Annotated in this window: 20 protein-coding genes and 1 other annotated feature; of the genes, 4 read left to right on the top strand and 16 right to left on the bottom strand. The window is 41.1% G+C overall.

The genetic code is table 11. The features are described 5' to 3' along the window. Window positions 1-182: 182 nt before the first annotated feature. A complete protein-coding gene (locus IEO70_RS05515) occupies window positions 183-2,831 on the bottom strand; it encodes a valine--tRNA ligase (RefSeq protein WP_190997365.1) in 2,649 nt (882 codons plus the stop codon). A 51-nt stretch (window positions 2,832-2,882) separates the two neighbouring features. Continuing rightward, window positions 2,883-3,112 (bottom strand) — a binding site (T-box leader). Between the two features lie 187 nt (window positions 3,113-3,299). On the opposite strand from IEO70_RS05515, the gene IEO70_RS05510 reads away from it, so the two are divergent. Together IEO70_RS05510 and IEO70_RS05505 are read left to right on the top strand one after the other, a co-directional pair. Then, complete coding sequence (locus IEO70_RS05510) at window positions 3,300-3,482, top strand: hypothetical protein (RefSeq protein ID WP_190997364.1); 183 nt, start codon at window positions 3,300-3,302, stop codon at window positions 3,480-3,482. A 606-nt stretch (window positions 3,483-4,088) separates the two neighbouring features. After that, the gene (locus IEO70_RS05505) at window positions 4,089-5,657 is read left to right on the top strand and encodes an IS1182 family transposase (RefSeq protein WP_190997363.1); all 1,569 of its coding nucleotides are present in this window, start codon (window positions 4,089-4,091) and stop codon (window positions 5,655-5,657) included. Window positions 5,658-6,040: 383 nt separating this feature from the next. Here the strand turns inward: IEO70_RS05505 and ysxE are convergent, their stop codons facing one another. From ysxE to hemA, 12 genes are all read right to left on the bottom strand, one after another. Beyond that, on the bottom strand, window positions 6,041-7,102 hold the full coding sequence (ysxE, locus tag IEO70_RS05500; RefSeq protein ID WP_190997362.1) for a spore coat protein YsxE: 1,062 nt from the start codon (window positions 7,100-7,102) through the stop codon (window positions 6,041-6,043). A gap of 29 nt (window positions 7,103-7,131) precedes the next feature. Continuing rightward, window positions 7,132-8,502: a LysM peptidoglycan-binding domain-containing protein gene (locus IEO70_RS05495; protein WP_190997361.1), complete on the bottom strand. Its 1,371-nt coding sequence runs from the start codon at window positions 8,500-8,502 to the stop codon at window positions 7,132-7,134. Window positions 8,503-8,611: 109 nt separating this feature from the next. Continuing rightward, on the bottom strand, window positions 8,612-9,415 hold the full coding sequence (locus tag IEO70_RS05490; protein WP_190997360.1) for a DUF1129 domain-containing protein: 804 nt from the start codon (window positions 9,413-9,415) through the stop codon (window positions 8,612-8,614). Continuing rightward, window positions 9,405-9,752, bottom strand: coding sequence for a PadR family transcriptional regulator (locus tag IEO70_RS05485; RefSeq protein WP_190997359.1), 348 nt, complete (start codon window positions 9,750-9,752; stop codon window positions 9,405-9,407). Before IEO70_RS05485 ends, IEO70_RS05490 begins: the two co-directional genes overlap by 11 nt. 167 nt (window positions 9,753-9,919) lie before the next feature. After that, window positions 9,920-11,773 carry an ABC transporter ATP-binding protein gene (locus IEO70_RS05480; protein ID WP_190997358.1) on the bottom strand — a complete coding sequence of 618 codons (1,854 nt, stop codon included), beginning with the start codon at window positions 11,771-11,773 and terminating at the stop codon, window positions 9,920-9,922. Then, window positions 11,770-13,497 (bottom strand): ABC transporter ATP-binding protein, encoded by a 1,728-nt coding sequence (locus tag IEO70_RS05475; RefSeq protein ID WP_190997357.1) that lies wholly within the window; start codon window positions 13,495-13,497, stop codon window positions 11,770-11,772. Before IEO70_RS05475 ends, IEO70_RS05480 begins: the two co-directional genes overlap by 4 nt. Window positions 13,498-13,657: 160 nt before the next feature. Continuing rightward, window positions 13,658-14,944: a glutamate-1-semialdehyde 2,1-aminomutase gene (gene hemL / locus IEO70_RS05470; RefSeq protein ID WP_190997356.1), complete on the bottom strand. Its 1,287-nt coding sequence runs from the start codon at window positions 14,942-14,944 to the stop codon at window positions 13,658-13,660. Window positions 14,945-15,019: 75 nt separating this feature from the next. Next, the gene (hemB, locus tag IEO70_RS05465) at window positions 15,020-16,006 is read right to left on the bottom strand and encodes a porphobilinogen synthase (protein WP_190997355.1); all 987 of its coding nucleotides are present in this window, start codon (window positions 16,004-16,006) and stop codon (window positions 15,020-15,022) included. Window positions 16,007-16,021: 15 nt separating this feature from the next. Continuing rightward, entirely contained in the window at window positions 16,022-16,786 is a 765-nt protein-coding gene (locus IEO70_RS05460; protein ID WP_190997354.1) for a uroporphyrinogen-III synthase, read from the bottom strand. Then, entirely contained in the window at window positions 16,783-17,718 is a 936-nt protein-coding gene (gene hemC, locus IEO70_RS05455; protein WP_190997353.1) for a hydroxymethylbilane synthase, read from the bottom strand. The genes IEO70_RS05460 and hemC overlap by 4 nt, the downstream gene beginning before the upstream one ends. 9 nt (window positions 17,719-17,727) lie before the next feature. After that, window positions 17,728-18,561, bottom strand: a complete 834-nt coding sequence (locus IEO70_RS05450) for a cytochrome c biogenesis protein (RefSeq protein WP_190997352.1) — start codon at window positions 18,559-18,561, stop codon at window positions 17,728-17,730. Window positions 18,562-18,575: 14 nt separating this feature from the next. Further along, window positions 18,576-19,928: a glutamyl-tRNA reductase gene (gene hemA, locus IEO70_RS05445; protein ID WP_190997351.1), complete on the bottom strand. Its 1,353-nt coding sequence runs from the start codon at window positions 19,926-19,928 to the stop codon at window positions 18,576-18,578. Window positions 19,929-20,147: 219 nt separating this feature from the next. On the opposite strand from hemA, the gene IEO70_RS05440 reads away from it, so the two are divergent. Together IEO70_RS05440 and IEO70_RS05435 are read left to right on the top strand one after the other, a co-directional pair. Then, window positions 20,148-20,633 carry a LiaF transmembrane domain-containing protein gene (locus tag IEO70_RS05440; RefSeq protein ID WP_190997350.1) on the top strand — a complete coding sequence of 162 codons (486 nt, stop codon included), beginning with the start codon at window positions 20,148-20,150 and terminating at the stop codon, window positions 20,631-20,633. A gap of 59 nt (window positions 20,634-20,692) precedes the next feature. Further along, window positions 20,693-20,941 carry a hypothetical protein gene (locus IEO70_RS05435; protein WP_190997349.1) on the top strand — a complete coding sequence of 83 codons (249 nt, stop codon included), beginning with the start codon at window positions 20,693-20,695 and terminating at the stop codon, window positions 20,939-20,941. Between the two features lie 278 nt (window positions 20,942-21,219). On the opposite strand, the gene yihA is transcribed toward IEO70_RS05435, so the two are convergent. From yihA to lonB, 3 genes are all read right to left on the bottom strand, one after another. Next, the gene (gene yihA, locus IEO70_RS05430; protein WP_190997348.1) at window positions 21,220-21,801 is read right to left on the bottom strand and encodes a ribosome biogenesis GTP-binding protein YihA/YsxC; all 582 of its coding nucleotides are present in this window, start codon (window positions 21,799-21,801) and stop codon (window positions 21,220-21,222) included. Further along, window positions 21,802-24,123, bottom strand: a complete 2,322-nt coding sequence (gene lon, locus IEO70_RS05425) for an endopeptidase La (RefSeq protein ID WP_190997347.1) — start codon at window positions 24,121-24,123, stop codon at window positions 21,802-21,804. A gap of 283 nt (window positions 24,124-24,406) precedes the next feature. Continuing rightward, window positions 24,407-26,074, bottom strand: a complete 1,668-nt coding sequence (gene lonB / locus IEO70_RS05420; protein WP_190997346.1) for an ATP-dependent protease LonB — start codon at window positions 26,072-26,074, stop codon at window positions 24,407-24,409. Between the last annotated feature and the right edge of the window lie 306 nt (window positions 26,075-26,380).

Genomic DNA, 26,380 nt, shown 5'->3' with positions numbered 1-26,380 from the left:
CTGCCTAATCGAGCGACATATCTCCGGAATCGGTCTAGTTTTAAAATTAATCAGTCTACTTTTGCAAACAATCAATCCGTAAATAGAATTAATCGGTCCACATTCAATAATAATCGAGCCAAATCTCCGCCCCAGCATAACACAAAGAGGACCATCAAAAGTCGATGGTCCTCTTTACGCACTTACAGTTGTTTCAATTCTTCAATACGACGAATAACAGCATCGCGTTTTTCGCTGTAGTCTCTCTCTTTCGCACGCTCTTCTTCAATTACTTTTTCAGGAGCTTTCTTCACGAAACCTTCGTTGCCTAGTTTCTTCTGAACGCGCTCTACTTCTTTGTTTAATTTATCCAGTTCTTTTTCAAGACGTTTTACTTCTTCTTCAACGTTGATTAAACCAAGAAGCGGGATAATTACTTCAACACCTGTAACAACAGCTGTCATTGCTTGACCTGGTTCTTCAACGTCTGTCCCGATTGTTAAACTTTCCGGATTACAGAAGCGCTCAATGTAGCCTTTGTTTTCCGTTAAAGCAGCAGCAACCTTCTCATCTTTTGCTTTTAAGATCAAGTTGATTTTTTTGCTTAATGGTGTGTTCACTTCCGCACGGATGTTACGTACAGAGCGAATAATTTCAACCAATAGCTTCATGTCTTCAGCCGCTTGCTCATCAGAAAGCTCAGCCTTAACAGTTGGCCATGCCGCTACTGTAATTGATTCACCTTGATGTGGAAGGTTTTGCCAGATTTCTTCTGTGATGAATGGCATGAATGGGTGCAATAGACGCATTGTGTTATCCAGTACGTAAGCTAAGATTGAACGAGTTGTTTTCTTCGCTTCTTCATCTTCACCGTATAATGGAAGTTTCGCCATTTCGATATACCAATCACAGAAATCATCCCAGATGAAGTTGTAAAGTACACGACCCACTTCACCGAACTCGTATTTGTCAGCAAGACGAGTCACTGTTTCAATTGTTTCGTTTAGGCGAGTAAGAATCCATTTATCTGCAACAGATTTTTTGCCTGTTAAGTCGATTTCTTCATATGTCATGCCATCCATGTTCATTAATGCGAAACGGGATGCATTCCAAATTTTATTGGCAAAGTTCCATACCGACTCAACTTTTTCAATAGAGAAACGTAAGTCTTGACCTGGCGCACTGCCTGTTGATAAGAAGAAGCGTAATGAGTCACAGCCGTATTTCTCGATAACCTCCATTGGATCAACACCGTTACCAAGTGACTTACTCATTTTGCGACCTTCACTGTCACGAACTAATCCGTGGATTAATACGTCTTTGAATGGACGTTGGCCAGTGAATTGTCTTCCTTGGAAAATCATACGAGATACCCAGAAGAAGATGATGTCATAGCCTGTTACTAGCGCAGAAGTTGGGTAGTAACGTTTGAAATCAGCGCTTTCTTCGTTTGGCCAACCAAGTGTTGAGAACGGCCATAATGCTGAACTGAACCATGTATCAAGAACGTCGTTATCTTGTGTCCAGTTTTCAGCATCAGCAGGAGCTTCAGTTCCTACATATACTTCGCCAGTTTCGTTATGATACCAAGCCGGGATGCGGTGGCCCCACCATAATTGACGAGAAATACACCAATCACGAATGTTTTCCATCCAACGTAAATATGTTTTCTCGAAACGTTCCGGTACGAAGTTTACTTTTTCGTCTTCGTTTGCCTGAAGTGCGATTGCTTCTTCCGCTAATGGTCCCATTTTAACGAACCATTGCGTAGAAAGGTAAGGCTCAACTACAGCTCCACTACGCTCAGAGTGACCTACTGAGTGCATATGCTCTTCGATTTTGATTAGAACGCCTTGCTCTTGAAGGTCTTTGACGATTTGCTTACGGCATTCGAAACGGTCCATACCTTCGTATTTGCCGGCACGAGCGTTCATTGTTCCGTCTTCGTTCATAACTAGGATGCGCTCAAGGTTATGGCGGTTACCTACTTCAAAGTCGTTAGGGTCGTGTGCAGGTGTCATTTTTACAACCCCTGTACCGAATTCCATATCAACATAGTCATCTGCTACGATTGGAATTTCACGACCAACGATTGGAAGAATAACTGTTTTTCCGATTAAGTGCTTGTAGCGGTCATCTTCAGGGTTAACAGCAACACCTGAGTCACCAAGCATTGTTTCCGGACGAGTTGTAGCTACTTCCACATAACCTGAACCGTCAGCTAACGGATACTTCATGTGGTAGAAAGCACCTTGAACATCTTTGTAAATAACTTCAATGTCAGATAACGCAGTTTTAGTTGAAGGATCCCAGTTGATGATGTATTCGCCGCGGTAAATCAAACCTTTTTTGTATAAAGAAACGAATACTTCGTTTACAGCTTTTGATAAACCTTCATCTAATGTAAAGCGTTCGCGAGAGTAGTCTAAACCTAGACCCATTTTCGCCCATTGCTCACGAATATGGCCAGCGTATTCTTCTTTCCATTTCCATGTTTCTTCAACAAATTTCTCACGTCCAAGATCATAACGGCTGATACCTTCGCCTCTTAGCTTTTCTTCTACCTTCGCTTGCGTTGCGATACCAGCATGGTCCATACCTGGCAGCCATAATACATCATAGCCTTGCATACGCTTCATGCGCGTTAAAATATCTTGCAGTGTTGTATCCCAAGCGTGACCTAAGTGAAGCTTACCTGTTACGTTCGGCGGTGGGATCACAATTGTATATGGTTGTTTTGACTCATCAGAATTCGCTTTGAAAAAGTCCCCTTTAATCCACCAGTCATAGCGGCCTTTTTCAATGTTTTGCGGATCGTACTTAGTCGGCATTGTTGTTTCATTCATTGCCATTGAAAATTCCTCCTAGTATAAAAATTTAAACATAAAAAAACTCTCTTCCTAAAAAAGGACGAAGAGAGTTAGTTCGCGGTACCACCTTTATTCCAATTAAAGAGACTCCTTTAATTGGCGCTTATATGTATAACGGCTCTGCACCGGCTTTTACTACTGATCCTTCATAAAAGCAGCTCCTGGGCTACTTCCGTCAGCTCTTGCTCAAAAGACCTTTCAGCTACTGGTCCCTCTCTCTTTCAGCAGAATTCAAACGTACTACTCCCATTCTCAGCTATTGAAATTTATTTTTTTGTTCTTTTATATTACAAAAAAGATTAGTCTTTCGTCAATCATTGTAACCACTTTTTTATATTGTATGCAAGTTGCAACGGCTTTTCCATAGGCCAGTCAAATATAATATCACCTTTTCCGGCAAACGACCATACACTGAATCATGAATAATGCCGAGAAATGAGTTGAAAACGCATGAAAAGAAGATTCAATCCGTATAATTTGCCGCCATTTGCGCAAAAAATCAAATTTGTTTGCGGTCAGTTCATCATTCCGATTACCGTCTTCCAGGCGATTCGCACATTTTTCTTCCCGACGCCGTTTGATTTTTTTCTGTTAGCACTGCTAATTGTCGCAGCATTCAGTTTGAGAGCATAAGGAACAAAAGCGCAAGCGCCCTCTAAAAAGCACCGTATGAACTGAGGCTCTCAGGATGAGAGTCACAAAGACGAAGACATGCGGCCGTGGCGGTTTTAGTCTTTGTTCCACCCTCCCAGATATAAAGGAAACACGAAGAACGACAGTAATTCGATTTGTCTAGTTGCATCGGCCAGCCAGCTTAGAAAAGCTTCCTCGAATATCTTGTAAAAATAATGACTGCCAAGTGATGATTTTTACAGCTCGGGTCATAAGCCATCTCTCCTCCGGAAATCAAAACCGGATTTCCTCCTGAGATCTGTCTTGTGCTGGTCAGTATGCGAACCGATTCCACATTTCAACGTTGACTTATTGAAGGAAGGTTGCCGAAGGGCAAAAGGTGCTTGGCGCTGGAGCTGGACGTCGATACACCTTTTTCAACATGAATACGCTGTTTAGAAACACTCCAAGAGGCTGGGACAAAACCCTCCTCTAAACAAGAAATAGCCGGTGGCATTTTACGTAAGTAAAGGGCCACCGGCTATACTTTTTTTACAACAAAAAGGACACCATCTGTTAAAATTTAAGTATCTGACCCCAAAAATTTTAATAGAAAGAAGTGTCCTTATGTTTAAAGATTATAACATGAATCAATTAGTTTTGCCTTTAGATTTAGAAGTGAAATTACAAAATAACGATATTGCTTTTTCCATCCACCATTTAGTAGAAAGTATCCCACAAGAAGCACTGGAACCATTTCTCCGAAATACAGGGTGTCCTGCCTACCACCCAAGAATGATGCTGAAAATTATCTTATGTGCTTATACGCAATCTGTCTTTTCAGGACGTAAAATCGAAGGACTACTGAAAGACAGCATTCGCATGATGTGGCTGGCTCAAGGATATGAACCAACCTACCGCACCATCAACCGTTTCCGAGTCCATCCGGAAGTGAAAGAATTAATCCGCCAATGCTTTGTCCAATTCCGTTGTCGACTCGTATCAGAAGAGATCATCGATCAGGAAGCGATCTTTATTGATGGCACAAAAATCGAGGCCAATGCGAATAAATTCACCTTTGTCTGGAAGAAATCGGTTGAAAAATATCATCAAGGGCTGATTGAAAAGTCGAACCAACTGTACAATGAGCTGCTTGAAAAAGAAATCATTCCTGAGATGGAACGGGAAAGCGAAGAACAATTATCCCTGGAAGAGCTCACTCAAATGGTTCAAAAAGTGGATGAGGCTGTATCTGAATATGACAAACAAATTGAAGCATCTGAGGACACAGCTGAGCGAAAAGCGTTGAGGAGCGAACGGAAATTCCCGAAACAAGCCAGAAGGCAATTGGCGGACCACATCGCTCGCAAACAGAAGTATCAAAGGGATTTTGAAATCTTTGGCGAACGAAATAGCTATTCGAAGACAGACCCAGATGCGACATTTATGCGGATGAAAGATGATTATATGAAGAATGGCCAATTGAAAGCAGGCTATAATATCCAAATCGCAACAGAGGGTCAATACGCGCTGGCTTACAGTATCTTTCCGAACCCAACCGATGCCCGTACCTTAATCCCTTTCTTGGATCAAATAGAGCAGCATTATTTTGAATTGCCGAAGCACATTGTCGCGGATGCCGGATATGGTAGCGAACAGAATTATGATGATATCCTTTCGAACCGCAAACGGGAAGCGTTGATTACCTATGGAATGTATCAAAAAGAACAGAAGAAAAAGTACAAACAAAACGAGTTCCATTCCGACAACTGGCAGTATGATGAGGAAAAAGACACGTACACTTGTCCGAACCAACAGTCTCTGGTATTTAAATATCATTCTACGCGAACGGATAAAGCAGGATTCACTCGCGAGTTCAAAATCTATGAGTGTGAAAACTGCACAGGCTGCCCATTCCGTTCCTCCTGCACCAAAGCAAAAGAAGGAAACAACCGAAAATTAATGGTGAATGAGAAATGGGAACAGCAAAAAGAATATGTGAGAGCGAAGCTTTCAGAAGAAGAAACAAGTTCCATCTACCGTCAACGAAAGACAGATGTGGAACCAGTTTTTGGATTCTTGAAGGCTAATTTGCATTTCAACCGATTTTCCGTCCGCGGACAGTCGAAGGTTGAAAATGAAATGGGCATAGCATTAATGGCCGTGAATCTACGGAAGTTCGCGGCCAGCAGCTAAGAATTCATAGATAAAAACAGAAAAACGTGAAATGGAATTGTCCATTTCACGTTTTTCGTCATTTGAAGCTAGTTATGTCCCAGCCTCTTTTTGTGAATGTTCACATGTCTAAAATTAGCACAAGCGTGTAACCGGCTTTTCGTTCACCCTTGCTCCCGAGCATAATCGAGTGGCTTTTCAGGGTAATCTGTCCACTTTTAAATTTTAATCAGTCCTCTCTCCAAAGAAATCAATTCGCTTTCTAAATTAATCGGTCCAGATTCTAAAAAAATCAGTCAACATTCAAAAATAATTAATCCGACTCGCTGCCCGCATTCACTACACTTTTTGTTACTGCATCCGCATATAAAAAAGCTTTGGGTCCCAGACCAAAGCTTTTTTTATTATTGGCTTGTATTTTGAGCTGCCTCTGCCGCAGCAGCTTTTGCAGCTTTCTTTTGCCCTTCAATTTCTTCAATCTTCATGACAAAATACTCAACATTTTTCAGTTGCCAGTAATATTTTTGCAGCTGATTAACATATTGATATTCTGTTTTCCGCTCATACTTTTCATTATGGTATGTTTCTGCCGCCTGCAAAACGTTGGTTGGAAAAGCCAAGTAACTGATAAATAGCATCATTTCATCATCGCGCATCGGGAAATATTTATAGTAAGAATAAAGCCAATCTACACATTCATCACAACGGGTCGGATACGTATGGCAATATTTCACGAAAAACGGAAGCAAATCGAAATGTTGCGGCAATGTTCGAGCATTCTCAAAGTTGATAAAGTACCCAATTCCATTTTCATCCAACAGGAAATGTTGCAGTGAAAACTTACCGTGCACGATGACTGTCCGCACCTTCTCATTATCTTTCGTTTCTTCATACCATTCTTCGAACTTACGGATTGAAAAGGAAACAGCTTGTGAAATGTCATAGTAGTAAGAGCAAAACAACAGTTCAAACGGCGACATATACCATTTTCCTTCACAATGACTGACAAATTCCTCAAGAAATGACTGTTGTTTTTTCCAACTGTCGATTGTTCGTTCGTAATGCAACTCTCTTTCTTCTTTTTCAATCGGTGTCTCTTTAACTGTTAAGCTATGAATGCGTGCCAATTCTCGAAACATTTGCTTATGCTTTTCATAACGCTCGCCAGTCTCGTCATTAGTCAGCCAAGGCATTAAGTAATAAAGACGGTTTCCTTGCAAGACACCATAACGTCCATCACTTGTGAGGTAGATTGGCACAACCCGATTATAGCCGCCCTGATAAAGGCGCTGAACATGTCGAATGAACGACATGCTTTGCTCAGCAGGAATACTTTTTATTGCGAAAGTTCCTTTGTCAGTATAAATTTTATGAATGCGTCCGAAAGATTCCGAATAGTGAATGCGAAGCGTATATTGCTGACTGATTTCATGCAGATTGACGGATGCATTTTCACTCGCTGTCATCCTTGTTCACTCACTTTCGCCGCATGATGCTATTTACGGACTATTTTTTGCGGTATATAAAGCACTTGACCTACCTGCAAATCACTCTCGCTGTCCAATTCATTGAGGTTCAGCAAATCTAAGCGACTGACCTCATAACGGCTCGCAATCTCGGATAAGTTGTCTCCTGCTTGGACAATGCACACTTTTAAGCGCGTATGTGTATGTGAGTCTTTTTTGCCGAAAAAGTCCGTCAAACTGACCGTCATCGAACCGCTTCTTTCTTTTTCTGCTGGCTCGGATTCTTCTTTTGCCTGCTCTTCTTGCACCTCTTCTGAACGATGAAAAGTGATTTGCATGCTTTCTTCTTCAGAACGGCTGAAGTCAGCAATCGACGGTTCTTCATGATCGATCGAATCAGACTCATCATTCAGCTCAGACTCATCATCTACGCTCCAGTACTCCGATTGCGCCCTCTCAGCTTGCGACTCATTGTTATTATTGTTGCGGGCATATTCAGATATACCGCTAAAATCCATATCAGGAGCTTTAAAAACAGGCATCGGTATTGTAAAGGACGGTTCCTGCAACGGTTTTGAGAAAGACGGGATATCAGAATAGGATGATGAAGGTTGTGCCAGCTCTGCTTCCTCTTCTGTCTCTTCTTCTAAATTATCTGCCGATTCCTGACGCGGCAACGCATACGCTTCTACCGTAAACGATTCAAAAGCTTGCTCTTTACTTTGTGACTCCAAAGTATGGGACTCTTCCGAAAGCGGTTCAAAGGCGTGTTCTTTACTTTGAGATTCCGCTGTACGGGACTCTTCCGAAAACGTATAAGACTCATACGTTGGAATTTCATGAAAAGAAGACTCCGGTGGGCTTCCTGGTTCTTCTGTAGCCTCTGCTTCACTATAACTGTAAGGATTGGCGATCATTTGCTCCGGTGCTTTAGCTTGTACGGAGCTTTCGTCTCTGTCAGCTCCATCATAAATACCAGATATCATTAATTCTGATATTAATTTAATACAATTGCTCTCGGGCATCGAGTAATCAAAGGTAGAGATCTCCACTTCGATAGCACTCCTGTCCTCCACTCGATTTGCCGGAATACTGATATCGACAGGAAACTGGTGGGTAAAGACATTCAAGCTGTCTTCTTCCCTTAAAAATACATCGTGAACAAGCTGGCGATGATTTTGTTCCGCCTCTAACGGCGCACTAGCTTGCTGATTGGCAAAACCTCGGTATTCACCCGAAATTTCCAAGCTCCCCTCTATCACCACGTACTGATCCTTTTCAATTATGTTCACATCCGGCTCAATAGAGAGAGAATACAATTCGGATACTTCAAAGCCTTTCGGAAACCAAATGGATTCCTCTAAAGAAAATCGCAAAAACGATTGATTTTGTTCACTCAAAATATGTCCTCCTCTCAATCACTTAAAGACTTCACCTATCTTTATTACACTATGAGGCAATCTGTTCTTTTAGTACTGAAACAAAAGAGTGAACATATTTTCATACCAGTTATCTGGTTTTACTGACATTGCTTGTTATATTGTCTCTTTTTGCACGCACAATACTGACGATCGGTTGAAGGATCATTATTAAAATTAATAATCCAACCCCTACACCAATGCTAATTAGTTCAGCATTCATTGCGTAGCCGATTAAAATAATAGCGACGAAAAACAACATCGTATCCCAAAACTTCCACTTAATATAAAAACGGGCTAGTGAAATAGACAAAATAATACCGATGGCAATAGAAATTTTTCGACTGACTTCAACCGTTGCGACATTTATGAATTCATTAAGACCAATCATCCCGGTGGATAGAAACAAACTAAAGAACGGTACTAAATAATATGAAAATCTTTGAAGTTTACGCGTTACATAGGTCTCTTTTTTTACTGCCCAGAAAAACGTATAAATAGTCAAAATAAAAAACAATGGAGCTAATACTACATTAAAAACGGAAAACGTTAATCCACCTAAGAATGCTTTTGGGATGAAATACATGGCATACGGAACTACAAGAAAAGGTGCGAAATCTTTTTGGAACCATTTATTATTATCTTTTGGTAACTCCGCTAACAATTCTTCACAATAAGCTTTCGGGTCATTCCCTACAATCTCACGAGCGCTTTTCCCCTCTTCTTGCGCTTCAAGTATATGATCTAAAATTTCAAGCAGCAGTTCCTCAGACCATTTCTCATCAACAGAAGAAAGGCGAATATACAACAAAATATCGCCATATATTTTTTCATTTTCTTCAGTCAATAGTTTTTGCTTCTCAGCATTTTCTTTAATTAAATCTTCAACTTTCATGCTCTTCAACTCCTGTTTTTATTTGGTCCATCAGCTTATTAACGCTCCCGGATAACACAAACCAATCGCTCTGAAATTCACGAAGTTGTTCTCTGCCCTTCTCAGTAATTTGGTAATACTTTCGCTTCGGCCCCTCTTGCGATGCCCTCATCTCGCTTGTGACAGAGTTTTGCTTTTGCAGTTTTAATAAAATCGGATAAATGCTGCCTTCACTGACCATATTCAGACCATATCGTGCTAAAATCTCTGTCATTTCATAGCCGTATACCTCTTTTTCCGCAATGACGGCCAAAATGCAGCCTTCTAGTATTCCTTTTAACATTTGACTTGAAGACAAATTATTCCCTCCAGTACATTGCAATGCAAGATAGTTATTTTTAAAAACCGGCTATCTTGCATTACAAAATAGCTATATGTAAAAATTACCCCTTTGAATGTGCATTGTCAATAGTTATTTGAAAATTCTAAAATGAGATGACCCCTAACAGAGATCATCTCATTTCATCATCCTATATCTTCTACAAAACTGCCACCAGAAAACTGGCTGTTGTACAAATCAGCATAGAAGCCGCCCTGCTCGAGCAACTGCTCATGATTTCCTTGCTCAATAACTGTGCCTTGGTTCATGACCAAAATCAAATCAGCATCTTTAATCGTTGACAGGCGATGGGCAATGACAAAGCTTGTCCGTCCTTCCATCAGTCGGCTCATTGCTTGTTGAATATAGACTTCTGTGCGTGTATCAACGCTGCTTGTCGCTTCATCCAATATCAGTATAGACGGGTTCGCTAAAATGGCCCGCGCAATCGTAAGCAATTGTTTTTGTCCTTGCGATATATTTGTCCCTTCTTCATTCAGTACCGTCTGATAGCCCTCAGGAAGCGTGCGGATAAAAAAATCAGCATGAGCTGCTTTAGCAGCTTGAACAATTTCTTCTTTCGTTGCGCCCTCTCTTCCGTAGCCGATATTCTCTTCAATTGTGCCGTTAAACAGCCATGTATCTTGGAGCACCATACCGAACATGCTATGCAGATTGCCACGCCGCATTTCGGTAATATCTACGCCATCAATTTTAATGCTGCCGCCACTAATCTCATAGAAGCGCATAAGCAAATTGATTAAAGTCGTTTTGCCGGCTCCAGTAGGACCGACAATCGCAATCATCTGTCCCGGCTTCACATCAATGTTCATATCCTTAATGAGTAAATGATCAGCTTTATATCCGAAATCAACGTGTTCAAAAGATACGTGCCCCTTCGGTTGATTGACCACTTTAGGATTTACCGCTTCAGCTACTTGTTCTTTCTCGTCAAGCAGTTCAAAAACCCGTTCTGCAGAAGCGATCGTCGATTGAATGATATTTGCGATATTGGCCGTTTGTGTAATCGGTTGAGAAAACTGGCGGGCATACTGGATGAAGGCCTGAATATCGCCGACAGTAATATATGCCTTTGTGACAAAAATACCGCCGACAACGCTGATCAGGACGTAACCGAAGTTATTGACAAAATTCATCAGCGGCATAATCACGCCTGAAATAAATTGTGCCTTATAGCTATACGTAAACAGCTTTTCATTAATGGCATTAAACTCTGCCTGAGCCTTTTGTTCATGACCAAACGCCTTAACGACTTCATGCCCGGTATACATTTCTTCAACATGACCGCTTAAATCTCCAAGCGTTTTTTGCTGGCCACTGAAAAAACCTTGCGATTTCTTGGCCACAGTTAATGCTATTACTGCACTGAGCGGCAGTGTGCACAATAAAATTAACGTCATGACAGGACTGATTGTCAGCATCATTATTATGACACCAATAATAGTTACTACCGAAGTAATGAGCTGGGTCAAACTTTGCTGAAGGGTCGTACTGATATTGTCAATATCATTCACAACACGGCTTAAAGTTTCCCCAGTAGTAGTGCTATCAAAATAGCTTAACGGCAAACGTGAAATTTTCGATTCCGCCTCTTCCCGCAGTTTATAAACAGTACGCTGTGCTACACTTGCCATTACAGTTTGCTGTATGAACGAGAAGACAGCACTGATGATATATAAACCAATCAAGATGAGAACAATTCTAAAAATGTAATCAAAATCAATACCAGTCCCCACACCGGCCATTTTCAAAGAAATACCCTCAAATATCTTCGTCGTCGCCTTCCCTAAAATCTTCGGAGCTAATATAGTAAAAATAGTGCTAAGAACAGCTGCGAAAAACACGGTTAATAGTCGTATTTTATAGGGTTTTAAATAACCGGTTAACCGGCGAAGCGTCCCTTTAAAATCCTTTGCCTTTTGAACTGGAGCTCCTGGTCCTCCACGATGACCAAAACCCGGACCCTTATGTTTGCTCATGCAATCTCCTCCTCTGACAGCTGAGAAGATACAATCTCTTTATACACATCACAAGTATCCATAAGCTGTTTATGTGTACCGATTCCCGCTACTTTTCCCTTATCAAGAACAATGATGCGGTCGGCATCCATGACGGTGGAAACACGCTGCGCTACAATAATGACAGTAGCATCCGTCGTTTCTTGTTTTAAAGCGGCACGCAACTTAGCATCGGTTTTAAAATCTAAAGCAGAAAAGCTGTCGTCAAACAAATACACTTCCGGTTTTCTCACTAATGCTCTGGCGATTGACAAACGTTGCTTTTGTCCTCCCGATACGTTTGTTCCACCTTGAGAAATCATCGATTCGAAGCCGTCCTTCATTTTCGATACAAAATCATAAGCTTGTGCGACTTTTGCTGCATGAATGACTTCTTCCTCCGCCGCTTCTTCATTGCCAAACAAAATGTTTTCCTTGACGCTGCCTGTAAACAAAACTGCTTTTTGCGGAACTAAGCCGATTTTCACGCGTAAATCCTCTATCGGCATGTCCTTCACATTAATTCCATCGACAAGGACAGCACCGGAATCTGCATCATAAAAGCGAGAAATCAATTTAAGCAAAGTGGACTTGCCTGATCCGGTTCCACCAATAATAGCTGTTGTTTCCCCCGGACCAGCGGAAAATGAAAGATTTTGCAAAGCCGGTTCCTCCGCTCCCGGATAGCTGAATGTTACTTCCCGGAACTCCACAGTTCCTTTTTGATGAAAAATAACTTCCTTTTTATCTTCATCCTCAATGGTCGGTGAAATCTCCAAAACTTCATTGATGCGGGCAGCAGATGCTGAAGCCCGCGGTATTAATACAAACATCATTGACAGCATAACCATCGAGAACATAATTTGCATCGCATACTGTATAAAGGCCATTAAATCTCCCACCTGCATATCGCCGGCGTCAATTCTGATGCCACCGAACCAAACAATAGCGACTTGCGTTAAATTCATAATCAGCATCATCGCCGGCATTAAAAAGGCCATAATTTTATTAACTTTAATCGTTGTCTCTGTTAAATCGGCATTGGCAGATTGAAAGCGACGCTGCTCAAAACCTATTCTATTAAAGGAACGAATAACACGAACGCCCGTTAAGTTTTCCCGAATCACGCGGTTGACTTTGTCGAGCCGAACTTGCACTTGCTGAAATAACGGAATCGCACGTCTGACAACGAGAAAAATGACAAGCAGCAGAACAGGTACCGCTACAATAATGACCCACGATAAACCTACATTTTTAGAAAGAGCCATAATGATGCCGCCGATTGCCATTAACGGCGCCATAATCATCATTCTTAAAATCATGTTCAATACAAGCTGGACTTGCGTAACATCATTCGTCGTTCTTGTAATTAAAGAAGCTGTGCCCACTTCCGTAAACTCATGTAAAGAGAAATTCTCTACGTGAGAAAATATTCTCTGACGCAAATCTTTTCCGAACGACATCGCCACCCTTGCGGCATAATAGCTGGCAATTATAGCAGCTATTGTACCTATTAAAGTGACAAGCAACATGAAAGCACCGATTTTCCATATATACGGTATATCCTGATTGATTACTCCTTTGTCTATAATGTCGGACATCAATGTCGGTAAATATAACTCTGATAAAGTCTGCAGAAAAACAAAACCGACAATGAACACAATCGGCAGTTTATACGATGTTAAATAGCGAAACAACTTGCGCATTTCTAATAATCCTCCAATAAGAAAAACCGTTACCGGTCCTTTTTGGTTAATTTGCGTTACATATTAAAAAGCAAACTAGAAATGTATACCATACTCCTTTTTAATTCATGACAAAATAAAAAAGGCTAACAACTAGTAAAACTAGTGTTAACCTTCATAATTATTTTAATGTAGCAAATGCCTTCTCAACTGCCGCAATTGTCTTGGCGATATCTTCATCACTATGTGCTGTCGATAAGAATAAGCCTTCGAATTGAGATGGAGGAAGAAAAATTCCTTCGTTCGCCATTTCACGGTAATAGTTAGCGAAAAACTCAAGATCTGAAGCTTTTGCTGTCTCATAATTGATGACTTTTTCATCTGTAAAGAAGAAACCAATCATTGAACCCGCACGGTTAAATGTCAGTGGCACTCCGTATTTTTTAGCAGCATTCATGATACCTTCTTCAAGCAGGTCGCCCTTGCGCTTGAATTCTTCATAATCAGCAGGAGTCAGACGGCTTAATGTAGCAATACCGGCTGTCATCGCCATCGGATTACCTGATAATGTACCCGCTTGATAAATTGAGCCGCTTGGCGCGATTTGATTCATTATTTCTGCTTTACCGCCGTATGCTCCGACCGGCAGACCGCCCCCGACAACCTTACCTAGGCAAGTAATATCCGGGTCAACACCGTAGAAGCCGCTGGCACAGTTGTAAGCAACCCGGAAACCTGTCATTACTTCATCAAAAATTAGTAGAGAACCATATTGGTTTGTTATTTCGCGCAAGCCTTGCAGAAAGCCAGGAAGCGATGGGACAACCCCCATATTTCCGGCTACCGGCTCAACAATCACACAAGCGATATCTTCACCGAAATGCTCGAATGCATAACGTACGCTTTCTAAGTCATTATAAGGAACAGTAATTGTATTTTTCGCAACGCCTTCAGGAACACCCGGGCTGTCCGGAAGTCCTAATGTCGCTACGCCTGAACCTGCTTTAATTAGCAAGGAATCACCGTGCCCATGATAGCATCCTTCGAATTTTAAGATTTTGTTGCGTCCTGTATATCCTCTTGCTAAACGAAGCGCGCTCATCGTAGCTTCCGTACCTGAGTTCACCATACGGATAATTTCCATAGAAGGAATACGTTCAATAATCAGCTTCGCCAGTTCATTTTCCAGTAAAGTCGGTGCACCGAAGCTTGTCCCTGTTTCAGCGACTTTTTTTAACTCTTCAACTACTTCCGGATGGCTATGCCCAAGAATAAGCGGTCCCCATGAAAGTACATAATCAATGTATTCATTGCCGTCGATATCATAAATTTTCGAACCTTGGCCGCGTTCCATAAAAATCGGGTCCATCGCCACTGATTTAAAAGCGCGAACCGGGCTGTTTACGCCCCCAGGCATTAAATTCACCGCTTCTTTAAAAGCTGCTTTTGACTTTTCATAATTACGCATCGTTCTATCTCCTTTAACGAAAAACCGTCACCGGTCCTTCTTTTGATTAAGCACAAATTATAAGCTCACATATTCTTACATATCTTCCTGAAGGTATTTCGCAACGTCCTTCGCAAAATATGTGATAATCAGATCCGCACCCGCTCGTTTAAATCCGGTAAGTGTTTCTAATACGATTTGCTTTTCATTGATCCAGCCGTTCAAAGCCGCTGCTTTAATCATGCTGTACTCGCCACTTACATTATACGCAACGATTGGTAGATTCACATTATTTTTTACATCACGAATAATATCCATATAAGCTAAAGCCGGCTTCACAATCAGGAAGTCTGCACCTTCTAGCAGATCGGATTCTGCTTCACGCAATGCTTCCATGCGATTGGCCGGATCCATTTGATACGTCTTACGGTCACCGAATTGCGGAGCACCGTTAGCCGCATCACGGAATGGTCCGTAATAAGAAGATGCATATTTAACCGCATAAGACATAATCGGAATATGTGTATAACCCGCTTCATCCAAACCTTGGCGAATAGCCGCAACAAATCCGTCCATCATATTAGAAGGAGCAATGATGTCCGCTCCAGCTTCTACTTGGCTGATTGCTGTCTTGACTAATACTTCAAGCGATTCATCGTTTAAGATTTCACCGTCACGCACAAGACCGCAATGACCGTGGTCAGTGTATTCGCACAAGCATGTATCAGCAACGACCAGCACCTCCGGATAATGCTCTTTGACAAGCTTTGTCGCTAGCTGCACAAGTCCGTTATGGCTGAAAGCGCCGGTTCCAACTGCATCTTTATCAGATTCAAATGGAACTCCGAACAAAATAAATGCGCGAACGCCAAGTTGCTTCGCTTCTTTTACTTCATCAAGCAAGTTATCCAATGACAACTGATAAACTCCCGGCATTGAGCTGACTTCATTTTTGACATTTTCTCCGGCTGCCACGAAGATCGGATAAATTAAATCTTCCGTGCGCAAAATTGTTTCTCTTACTAAAGCGCGCAAATTTTCGTTTTGGCGTAATCTTCTGTGACGTGCAAATTCGATATTCATAACATTCTCCTGCCTTTACTCTCGATAATCAATTAAACTTGCCACTAATCCTTCTATTGTATAAGGTTGTGCGCATATTTGGACATGCAAGCCGTGTTGCTCGGCTGTTTTTTGCGCAATCGGTCCGATACAGGCAATGACGCACTGTGAGATAAGCGAATGTAGCGCATGCTTTTCCACAACCTGCATGAAATGCCGGACAGCTGAGGAGCTAGCAAACGTCAGTACATCTATCTGCTCATTTTTTATAGCTTCGCACAGCTTTTCTTCACTGCCCTCAGGCATCACATTTTCATAAAGAATAATTTCATCGCAGTTATGACCTTCTTCTCTCACGCTTTCTGCAATTAAGTCCCGCGCTAAATTGCCCTTTACAACCAACACCTTTGCTGAATTAGTCAGCTTCGGTATGAATTCTTCGACAAAGCATTCTGCCACAAATTGTGACGGAACAAACTGCGGAACATGTCCGTATTGCTCAAGCGCTTCCTTTGTTTTCGTTCCGATGACAGCAATGTCAGGCAACCCGATTTCTTTTTCTACTTGCCGGAAAAAGAAGTCGACACCATTTTTGCTTGTCAGCACAAGCCAATCGTACTGCTGCGGATTAGTGAGTATCTCTTTTTCCTTCTCGTCTAAAGTGCGATGACGAAAGCCAATCATCGGGATCGAAACAGGCTCTCCTCCTGCTTCTCTTATTAAGTCAGCAAATCCTGCATTATCGCGCTCTTCTCTTGTCAGTAATACTTTCTTACCGGTCAGAAAAGAATGCGCACTCATGATTGGTTGCTCTCAGCTTTTACATCATCAATAAGCTGCTGACCACCGCGCGCTTTAATTCGTTCAGCTGCTGTTTTTCCAACCTCTTCCGCATCAATGCCTGACACTTGTTCCTTCAAAATAACCGTTCCATCCGGAGAAGCAACTAAAGCCGTCAATGAGACCTCATCTTGGTCGGTAATCGTTGCATACCCTGCAATCGGAACTTGGCATCCGCCTTCCATTGCATACAAAAATGCTCTTTCTGCCGTAACCGTTCTTTCTGTATTTGAGCAAGTGAATTTCGCTAATTCACGAAGCAACTCTTCATCATTGCTTCGGCATTCTATCGACAATGCCCCTTGTCCGACTGCCGGTATACATAATGAATCATCCAAATATTGCGTCACCACATCTTTACTCCAGCCAAGACGAGATAGTCCCGCTGCCGCTAGAATAATTGCATCATAATCTTCTTCTTTTAACTTATTAACACGTGTATCGATATTTCCGCGAATCCATTTAATTTGCAGATCCGGACGTTTTGCCAACAGCTGAGCACTTCTTCTAAGTGAGCTTGTCCCAACAATCGCTCCCTCTTTCAGCTGCTCAAGCGTGCTTCCATCTTTTGAGATGAGTACATCGCGGTGATCTTCCCTTACCGGTATACAGCCGATTGTCAATCCATCAGGAAGAAGCGCCGGCATGTCCTTCATACTATGAATCGCCATATCAATCTCATTTGAAAGCATCGCTTCTTCAATTTCTTTAACAAAAAGGCCTTTACCGCCTACTTTAGAAAGAGTCACATTTAAAATCCGATCGCCTTTTGTGACAATTTCCTTCACTTCAAATTCAAAAGGTAAGCCTAAATCCTTCAGTTGCTGAATAACCCAATTTGTTTGCGTAAGTGCAAGCTTACTTCTTCTTGAACCGACAATAATCTTTCTCATATTATCCTCCTAAATGTTCCAATAGTGAAAGCCTGATAAACTGCTAAATAAGAAAAAATTCAATAATACTAGTAAAAACGCTGCGACATTAATGAAAGCCAAATTTTTGCCGAATGATTGCTTCCCTTGCTTACAATATATATAGAATGAATAAACGAGAATAATAAAAAATGAACCTACTATTTTCGTATCAATCCAGTTAATGTCCGGGAGCGTGATGAACGCCCATCTGACACCAAGAACAAGGGCAATAAAAAGAACCGGTATACCGATTACATTCAATATGTAAGACAATTTCTCCAGCTTCGATAAATCGCCCAATCTCAAAAGCTTTTTGCCCCATTTTTTCTTCTTAAGTAAATCATACTGTATTAAGTAAAGAATTGAAAAAATAAACGACAAAGTAAAAGCCGCATACGCAAAAATGGCCATTGTAATATGAATAAACAGCAATTCGGATGCCAATTGCTGCGCCATTACCCGGGACTCGACCTGTGAAGGAGCAAATGTATGCACCACCATTAAAATGAATCCCAGAACATTCGTGAAAAATAAAATAAAATCTGTTTTAATAAATTTATTTATAAAAACAGCCAGTCCGATAATAAGCCATACATAAAAATATAACCCTTCAAATAAAGTCGAAACAGGAAATCTTCCTTTTTCAATCATATATAGGCATAAAAAAATTGTTTGCAGCACCCAAACAACCAAGAGTAACCAGAAAGCAAATCGATTCACTTTCTGGTTAGTATGAAGAAAGTCTATAAAATATAAAAGAACACTTAATGCATAAATAATTACCGTTACTTCATGAAGCCTCGTCATGGAAATGTCCAGCATTACACAAACCTCGCTTACGCTTCAACGGCGATCGCTTTCTGTTCACCTGCTTGTGCTGATGCAGCTTGATTCATTTCATACTTCAATTTTTGGACCTCTACTAAACCTTCTATATTAAAAGTTTTAATAAAACGATCCAATGCTTCATCTCTTTTCTTGGCACCTGATAATTCTTTCGCATACAGTATCGGATCTTTCAGCATCTGATTGATAATACTCTTCGTATGCTTACTGATAATTTTTCTCTCTCTGTCAGACAAGTTAGGAAGCTTTCTTTCGAGACTTTCCATCGTTTCTGCCTGAATTGCCAGTGCTTTTTCACGTAAAGCAGAAATAACCGGCACAACTCCAAGCATGTTCATCCATTGATTGAAATTCTCAATCTCGTCTTCGATCATCATTAAAATAGCCTCTGCAGCTATTTTTCGTTCTTGAAGGTTCGCTTCCACAATCCCTTCCAAATCATCTATATCATATAAAAATACGCTGTCCATTTCGTTAATGGCCGGATCTAAGTCTCTCGGAACCGCAATGTCCACCATAAAAATTGGACGGCCTTTTCTCAATTGTTCAACATATTCCATTAAATCTTTTGTTATTACGTACTCTTTCGCGCCTGTCGATGAAATAACAATATCGGCATCAAGCAAAGCACATTGAAGTTCTTTAAGATCTTTTGCCATTCCGTCAAATTTCCGGGCAAGAACAACCGCCTTTTCATGGGTGCGATTAATAACCGATACTTTCTTCGCTCCGGCGCTGTACAGGTTTTGGATAGCCAACTCGCCCATTTTCCCTGCACCGATGACTAGCACATTTTTGTCATTGAGGTTGCCGAAGATCTTCTTAGCAAGCTCTACAGCCGCATAGCTGACTGAAACAGCATTCGTATTGATCTCCGTCTCAGCATGTGCTCTTTTCGCCAAAGTGACCGCTTGTTTGAAAAGCTGATTGAATACCGTGCCGATAACTTCATCCTTCTGAGCTTGCGCATAACTTGAACGGACTTGCCCAAGTATTTGCGTTTCCCCTAAGATCATTGAATTCAGTCCGCACGTCACTTGAAACAAATGGTCAACAGCTCGGTCACCCTCGTAAATGAATAAATAGGGGGCAAAATCTTCAGTCGGCATATTAAACCATTGCGATAGAAATTCCTTTATATAGTATCGGCCAGTATGAATCTGATCAACTACTGCATAAATTTCCGTTCTGTTGCAAGTCGAAATGATGATATTCTCCAATATACTCTTTTTGTTTTGCAACGCTTTCATTGCATCTTTAAGCTCAGATTCATTAAAAGCCAAGCGTTCACGAATCTCAACAGGGGCAGTCTTATAATTTAAACCAACTGCAAGTATAAACATCCCTTTATCCGCACCCCCACGTTAGTTAACATAGTTACTTATTCAAAATTATACCATGAGGCAACTTCAATCTCTCTAAAAATTTTGAACATATAATGACAGACTATGTTACTATAAATATATTAATAAAAAAAATACAGATTAGAATTATTACTAAGTAATAATTTATCAATCAAATTTAAAATCTTCAAGTAGTTTGTTTTGAAAGAAGGAATAAGTATGAAATCCAACAGTATTTTTTCTGGCATCATTTTAATTGGCTTCGGTCTATATTACCTGCTGGAACGATTTACAATCGACTTTCTGCAAAATTTGCATACATGGCCTACACTCTTATGCATTACCGGAGTAGCCTTTCTTGTACAAGCTTATAAAGCGAACCATTATGACTCCATTTTGCCTGGCGTTATTTTTTTCGGCTTCGGCGTGCATTTTCATGTCATAAATACATATCATATATGGCCCAACCATCTCGGAGTATTCATACTGATTATCTCTTTAGGCTTGTTGCTGCAGGCGAACAAAACGAAAGACGGATATTTTCCCGGAATTGTGTTATTGATCATTTCTATGCTGCTTTTATTTAACGATAAACTGTTGAATATCCTCGGAGTCGTTCAAACCGAGCTGATTTCAAGATTTTCCGTTTGGGCAATTGTTTTAATCGCGCTCGGATTGGTTCTTCTCTTCATTAAGAAGAAATAGCTTGTAAGCGCCAAGGAACTGCTTGCTGCATATACTGCAAATAAAGAGGATTGATTCCGATGAGCAGGCAAGCGAAACGAATATCCATCTTCACCTTGCTTTCTTTATTTGCGATTGTTCAACTTTTCCGGCTGTTTTCGACCGAGCAGGTTTTCAGCGAAGCGATATTGCTATTAATAACCATTTCCCTTTTTATATTATTCAGCGGGCTAGCATCTATTGACGACTTGGACGACCTCCAATCCTTCAACTTCAGAATGCGGATTGGCTTCGTTTTAGAGCTGTTGGCGTTCATTTTACTAGTGTAGATGCTTTCTGATATTCTTTGCATCAACAAGGAAAGAAAGTCACACGTATAATAAATAAACAATAAAAACGAAGTGTACAGCAAATAATGCTGTACACTTCGTTTTTACATTAAATTAGACAGTATATATTTTTTGACATAAGTAGCTGTCCAACTTTACACCTGCCATGCTCGGAGACCTACACGTTGTAGGTCAAATCGGCGAAGACCACCTTTTTCATGATGTAATATCAAGTAGCTTATTCAATGTGAAAACAAGCCGGTGACGGTTTTTCTTATCTACATTCTTGCTTGCAATGATTTCCACGCTTCTTCTTTACCGAGACCTGTTTCAGAAGAGAATAAAATGATTTCATCTCCCTTTTCAAGCTGAAGCGTTTCTTTCGTTACCTTTAAATGCTTTTGCCATTTGCCTTTCGGAATTTTATCCGCTTTTGTCGCAATCACAATACAAGGGATTTCGTAATGCTTGAAGAAATCATACATCATCACATCATCCTTTGTCGGCGGATGACGCAAGTCGACAATCAATAGCGCAGCTCTCAGCTGCTCACGTGTCGTTAAGTATGTTTCAATCATTTTCCCCCAGGCTGCACGCTCTGATTTGGAAACTTTCGCATATCCGTAACCCGGAACATCGACGAAATGCATCATTTCATTAATAATAAAGAAATTCAGCGTTTGTGTTTTCCCCGGTTTTGAAGATGTGCGTGCTAAACTTTTTCTGTTCAGCATTTTATTAATAAACGATGATTTCCCTACATTGGAGCGTCCTGCCAATGCGAATTCCGGAAGATCGCCTTCTGGATACTGTTCTGGTCTAACAGCGCTTATGACAATCTCTGCGCTTGTTACTTTCATTTATTTTCCTCCTACCAATGCTAGCTCTAATACTTCATCGAAAGTAGATACAGGATGGAAACTTAATTCGTTTCGGATACTTTCAGGAATATCTTCTATATCCCTTTCGTTATCTTTCGGCAAAATAATCGTCGTTAATCCTGCTCTATGCGCACTCAGCGTTTTTTCCTTTAAACCGCCGATTGGCAGTACACGGCCTCTTAATGTAATTTCACCTGTCATACCGACCTCTTTGCGAATTGGCTTGCCAGTTAATGCAGATACCAATGCAGTCGCAATTGTAATACCTGCGGATGGACCGTCTTTCGGAACAGCGCCTTCCGGAACGTGAATATGAATATCATACTTTTGGTAAAACTCTTCATCAATTCCAAGTTCAGCGGCTTTTGAACGCACACAGCTTAATGCTGTTTGCGCTGATTCCTTCATGACATCTCCTAATTTACCCGTTAAGGAAATTTTGCCTTTCCCTGACGATAATGATACTTCTATTTGCAGCGTATCTCCGCCTACAGTTGTATAAGCAAGTCCCGTCGCAACTCCTACTGTATCATCTTTTTCCGCTTGTCCATAGCGAAATCTCTTTTTACCTAAATATTCCTCAAGATTATTCGCTGTGACAATGACACGCTTCTTCTCGCCGGAAACGATGATTTTCGCAGTTTTACGGCAAATGCTAGCCAGCTGGCGCTCAAGACTTCGGACACCTGCTTCACGTGTATAGTAACGAATAATATCGATAATCACATCATCTTTCAGTTGAAGCTGTGTTTTCTTCAAACCGTGATCAGTTATTTGCTTCGGCAGCAAATGATCTTTCGCAATATGGAATTTCTCAAGCTCCGTATAGCCGGAAAGCTGAATGATTTCCATACGATCGCGAAGCGGACCAGGTATCGTCGCTAAATTATTCGCTGTCGCGATAAACATAACATTCGATAAGTCATATGTCTCTTCGATATAATGATCACTAAAATTATGATTTTGTTCCGGATCTAATACTTCTAATAGAGCAGAAGATGGGTCTCCACGGAAATCATTCGACATTTTATCGATTTCATCAAGCAAGAATACTGGGTTGATCGTTCCAGCCTTTTTCATTCCTTGAATGATACGGCCCGGCATCGCTCCTACATACGTTCTGCGGTGACCGCGAATTTCAGATTCATCGCGCACCCCGCCTAGGGAGACACGGACGAAATGACGGTTTAAAGAAGTCGCAATCGATTTAGCCAAGCTTGTTTTTCCGACACCCGGAGGTCCTGCTAAGCAAAGAATCGGCCCTTTTAATGAATTTGTCAGCTGTTGTACAGACAAATATTCAAGTACACGCTCTTTCACTTTTTCAAGACCGTAATGTTCCTTATTCAATATTTTTTCCGCTTTCAAAATATTATGGTCATCCTTCGTGGAGACAGACCAAGGAAGGGCAATAAGCCATTCGATGTAATTTCGGATAACAGAGCTTTCGGCTGAGCTGGATGGAATTTTCTCATAGCGGTCCAATTCTTTTAAAGCAACTTTTTCAACATGTTCAGGCATACCAGCTTGTTCGATTTTTTCCGTTAAAACAGCGATTTCGCCAGTCTTACCTTCTTTGTCGCCTAGTTCCTTCTGAATAGCTTTCATTTGCTCTCGCAAATAATATTCTTTTTGTGTTCTTTCCATTGAACGTTTAACACGCTCGCCAATTTTCTTTTCAAGTTGAAGAATTTCGCGTTCGTTATTAATGTGTCCAATGACAATCGCCAAACGTTCTTTCACATCGATTGCTTCTAAAATTTCCTGTTTCTCTTTTACCTGCAACGGCAGATGAGAAGTAACGATATCCGCCAATCGTCCAGGTTCTTCAATGTCAGCTGTTGACGCGTACGTATCATTAGCATTCTTTTTCGTCATTTTTATGTATTTTTGAAAAGAATCCAGCAGTGTTCTCATTAATGCCTGATGCTCAGCATCCTTGTCCGCTGAATCTTCAAATGTTCTCAATTCAGCAGCCATGTACGTATCTTCATCTATAAAGGAAATAATCTCTGCTCGTTTCAAACCTTCCACAAGCACTCGGATTGTTCCGTTCGGCAACTTCAACATTTGTTTTACTTTAGTTAAAGTACCCATTTTATAAACATCGTCTTCTCCCGGCTCAGCCGTCGAAGTTTCTTTTTGTGTAGTTAAAAATATTAAATGATCATCAACCATGGCTTTTTCTAAAGCTTGTATGGATTTTTCTCTTCCTACGTCTAAATGAAGGACCATTGTCGGATATACAATCAGTCCTCGCAGCGGAAGGAGGGGAACGATGATTTCATTATTATTAGTCATGCTTGACACCTCCAAAGTAAGTGCATTCCGTTACATTTTCGAAGAACATTAACAGTCTTTTAACAATTCTAACGTATTTAATATTACGTGTCTATTTGATTTCTCATTAATGAAAACAGCTGAAAATACAATAAAAATCAATTTGTGAAATTCGTACAAGGTATAATTTCATTATAACGCAAGTTCTTACAAGTGAGAAATCATACCTCTTGTTATTTTTCTCAATCAAATATAAAAAGAACGACTAAAAGCACAATTTCTTTTTTAGTCGTTCTTCACATAGTTATAGCATATTTTCCTTTGGAATCACTTTAATACTCGGAAGCGGCTCTTGTGCTGTTTGTTCTTTTTTCAGTGCCTTATTCAATACTTCCCTTAATTGAGTTACCGGAATAATTTCAATTCCATCAAACTCTTTCAGCATACTTTGCATATTTTCTTTAGGTATAATTACTTTTTTAGCTCCGGATAAATAAGCTGCTCTCACTTTCGGGTAAATGCCGCCAATCGGCTTCACTTCTCCATGAATGCTGATCTCTCCAGTCATTGCCACCGTATGGTCGACAGGAATTTGGTAAATAGCCGAGTAGATGCCGGTTGCCATCGCAATGCCAGCCGATGGACCATCGATTGGAATGCCACCCGGAAAGTTGACATGAATATCATATGAATCAGCCGGAACACCCATTGTTCTTAAAACAGTGATCACATTCTCAATTGATCCTTTCGCCATACTCTTCCTGCGAATTGTCTTCCCGGTACCGCCGATGCTTTCCTCTTCAACTATGCCAGTTATCGTAATCGATCCCTTTTCTTCAGCCGCAATGACCATTACTTCAATTTCAAGCAGCGCTCCGCTGTTCGGCCCATATACGGCTAATCCGTTCACTCTGCCTATTTTCGGTTGCTCTCCAACCTTCTTTTCCATCCTCGGCACCAACTGGCTGCTCTGGACAATCCACTCTATATCCTCTATAAGTAATTCTTTGCGCTCATTGCTGACCGCAAGCCCTGCTGCTATTTGCACAATGTTGACTGCCTCTCTTCCGTTACGGGCATAACGTGCCAAAAATTGAAGACCTTCCTCACTTGCATTCAGACCAACTTTTTTAGCAGCATTCTTCGCGACATGAATAATTTCTCCTTGATCAAGCTCCCTGAAAAACACTTCCATGCAACGTGAACGAATTGCCGGCGGTATTTCATTTGGAGTTCTTGTCGTGGCTCCGATGAGACGAAAGTCAGCCGGCAGGCCATTTTTGAAAATATCATGTATGTGAGCAGGTATTTGTTGATTCTCTTCGGAATAATAGGCGCTCTCAAAATATACTTTTCTGTCCTCTAAAACTTTTAACAGCTTATTCATTTGAATCGGATGCAACTCCCCGATTTCATCTATGAACAGAACGCCCCCGTGCGCATTCGAAACAGCGCCTTGCTTCGGCTGCGGTATTCCTGCCTGCCCCATTGCTCCTGCACCTTGATAAATCGGGTCGTGCACCGAGCCTATGAGCGGATCCGCAATCCCCCGCTCATCAAAACGAGCCGTCGTCGCATCCAACTCTACAAAGACCGCTCTTTCTTTAAAACAAGATTGCGCGTTTCTCTTCGCTTCCTCCAATACAATACGGGCCGCAGCTGTTTTTCCGACTCCCGGGGGTCCATATACGATGACATGCTGTGGATTTGGTCCGCATAAGGCTGCTCGTAATGCTTTTATTCCATCCTCTTGGCCGATGATTTCAGCAAAAGAAGACGGTCTTACTTTTTCAGCAAGAGGTTCAGTAAGAGAGATGGCTCGCATATTCCGCAACTGCTCCATCTCCTTTTTTGATTCACGGTCAATGGTTGTTTTTTGCATACGTTGACCTTTTAATAAATTCAGAAAGTATAGCCCAATGATGATGCCAAAAAAGAGCTGTACCAAGATAATGATATTCGTCCAACTCATCTCATAACCTCCTAATCCTACCTTGAACGCTTTATTTTCATTATCACCCTCCACGTCTTAAATTAACCGTCTCGCAACGAAAAACCGTATTAAAGGCACAAACTTAACAGTCTGTCCTTCATCTGCCTTACTTTCTTCCACTTTTTTTGATTAATTGTCCGACTCAATCGCTCCCCGCTAGCCTTTTTCTTTAATAATCGAGTAGGAGGGGGCGATTAACCCCCGACCTCTCACACCACCGTACGTACGGTTCCGTATACGGCGGTTCAATTAAGATAATTGACGCAAGTATTCATAACGAGCTTG

This window comes from Peribacillus faecalis (genome assembly GCF_014712675.1).
GTDB lineage: Bacteria > Bacillota > Bacilli > Bacillales > DSM-1321 > Bacillus_AD > Bacillus_AD faecalis.
This window is presented reverse-complemented; position numbering and strand designations above follow the sequence as displayed.

What these genes read in the sequence shown, in the direction of transcription:
- IEO70_RS05490 (WP_190997360.1), bottom strand. Translation starts at nt 9,415, where the DNA reads ATGAAAGTTGAAGATTTAATTAAAGAAAATGCTGAGAAGCAAAAACTA.
- IEO70_RS05475 (WP_190997357.1), bottom strand. Translation starts at nt 13,497, where the DNA reads ATGCGCAAGTTGTTTCGCTATTTAACATCGTATAAACTGCCGATTGTG.
- IEO70_RS05435 (WP_190997349.1), top strand. Translation starts at nt 20,693, where the DNA reads ATGAGCAGGCAAGCGAAACGAATATCCATCTTCACCTTGCTTTCTTTA.
- hemL (WP_190997356.1), bottom strand. Translation starts at nt 14,944, where the DNA reads ATGCGTAATTATGAAAAGTCAAAAGCAGCTTTTAAAGAAGCGGTGAAT.
- hemC (WP_190997353.1), bottom strand. Translation starts at nt 17,718, where the DNA reads ATGAGAAAGATTATTGTCGGTTCAAGAAGAAGTAAGCTTGCACTTACG.
- IEO70_RS05460 (WP_190997354.1), bottom strand. Translation starts at nt 16,786, where the DNA reads ATGAGTGCGCATTCTTTTCTGACCGGTAAGAAAGTATTACTGACAAGA.
- IEO70_RS05515 (WP_190997365.1), bottom strand. Translation starts at nt 2,831, where the DNA reads ATGGCAATGAATGAAACAACAATGCCGACTAAGTACGATCCGCAAAAC.
- ysxE (WP_190997362.1), bottom strand. Translation starts at nt 7,102, where the DNA reads ATGACAGCGAGTGAAAATGCATCCGTCAATCTGCATGAAATCAGTCAG.
- yihA (WP_190997348.1), bottom strand. Translation starts at nt 21,801, where the DNA reads ATGAAAGTAACAAGCGCAGAGATTGTCATAAGCGCTGTTAGACCAGAA.
- IEO70_RS05480 (WP_190997358.1), bottom strand. Translation starts at nt 11,773, where the DNA reads ATGAGCAAACATAAGGGTCCGGGTTTTGGTCATCGTGGAGGACCAGGA.
- hemB (WP_190997355.1), bottom strand. Translation starts at nt 16,006, where the DNA reads ATGAATATCGAATTTGCACGTCACAGAAGATTACGCCAAAACGAAAAT.
- lonB (WP_190997346.1), bottom strand. Translation starts at nt 26,074, where the DNA reads ATGAGTTGGACGAATATCATTATCTTGGTACAGCTCTTTTTTGGCATC.
- IEO70_RS05440 (WP_190997350.1), top strand. Translation starts at nt 20,148, where the DNA reads ATGAAATCCAACAGTATTTTTTCTGGCATCATTTTAATTGGCTTCGGT.
- lon (WP_190997347.1), bottom strand. Translation starts at nt 24,123, where the DNA reads ATGACTAATAATAATGAAATCATCGTTCCCCTCCTTCCGCTGCGAGGA.
- IEO70_RS05510 (WP_190997364.1), top strand. Translation starts at nt 3,300, where the DNA reads ATGAAAAGAAGATTCAATCCGTATAATTTGCCGCCATTTGCGCAAAAA.
- IEO70_RS05505 (WP_190997363.1), top strand. Translation starts at nt 4,089, where the DNA reads ATGTTTAAAGATTATAACATGAATCAATTAGTTTTGCCTTTAGATTTA.
- IEO70_RS05450 (WP_190997352.1), bottom strand. Translation starts at nt 18,561, where the DNA reads ATGCTGGACATTTCCATGACGAGGCTTCATGAAGTAACGGTAATTATT.
- hemA (WP_190997351.1), bottom strand. Translation starts at nt 19,928, where the DNA reads ATGTTTATACTTGCAGTTGGTTTAAATTATAAGACTGCCCCTGTTGAG.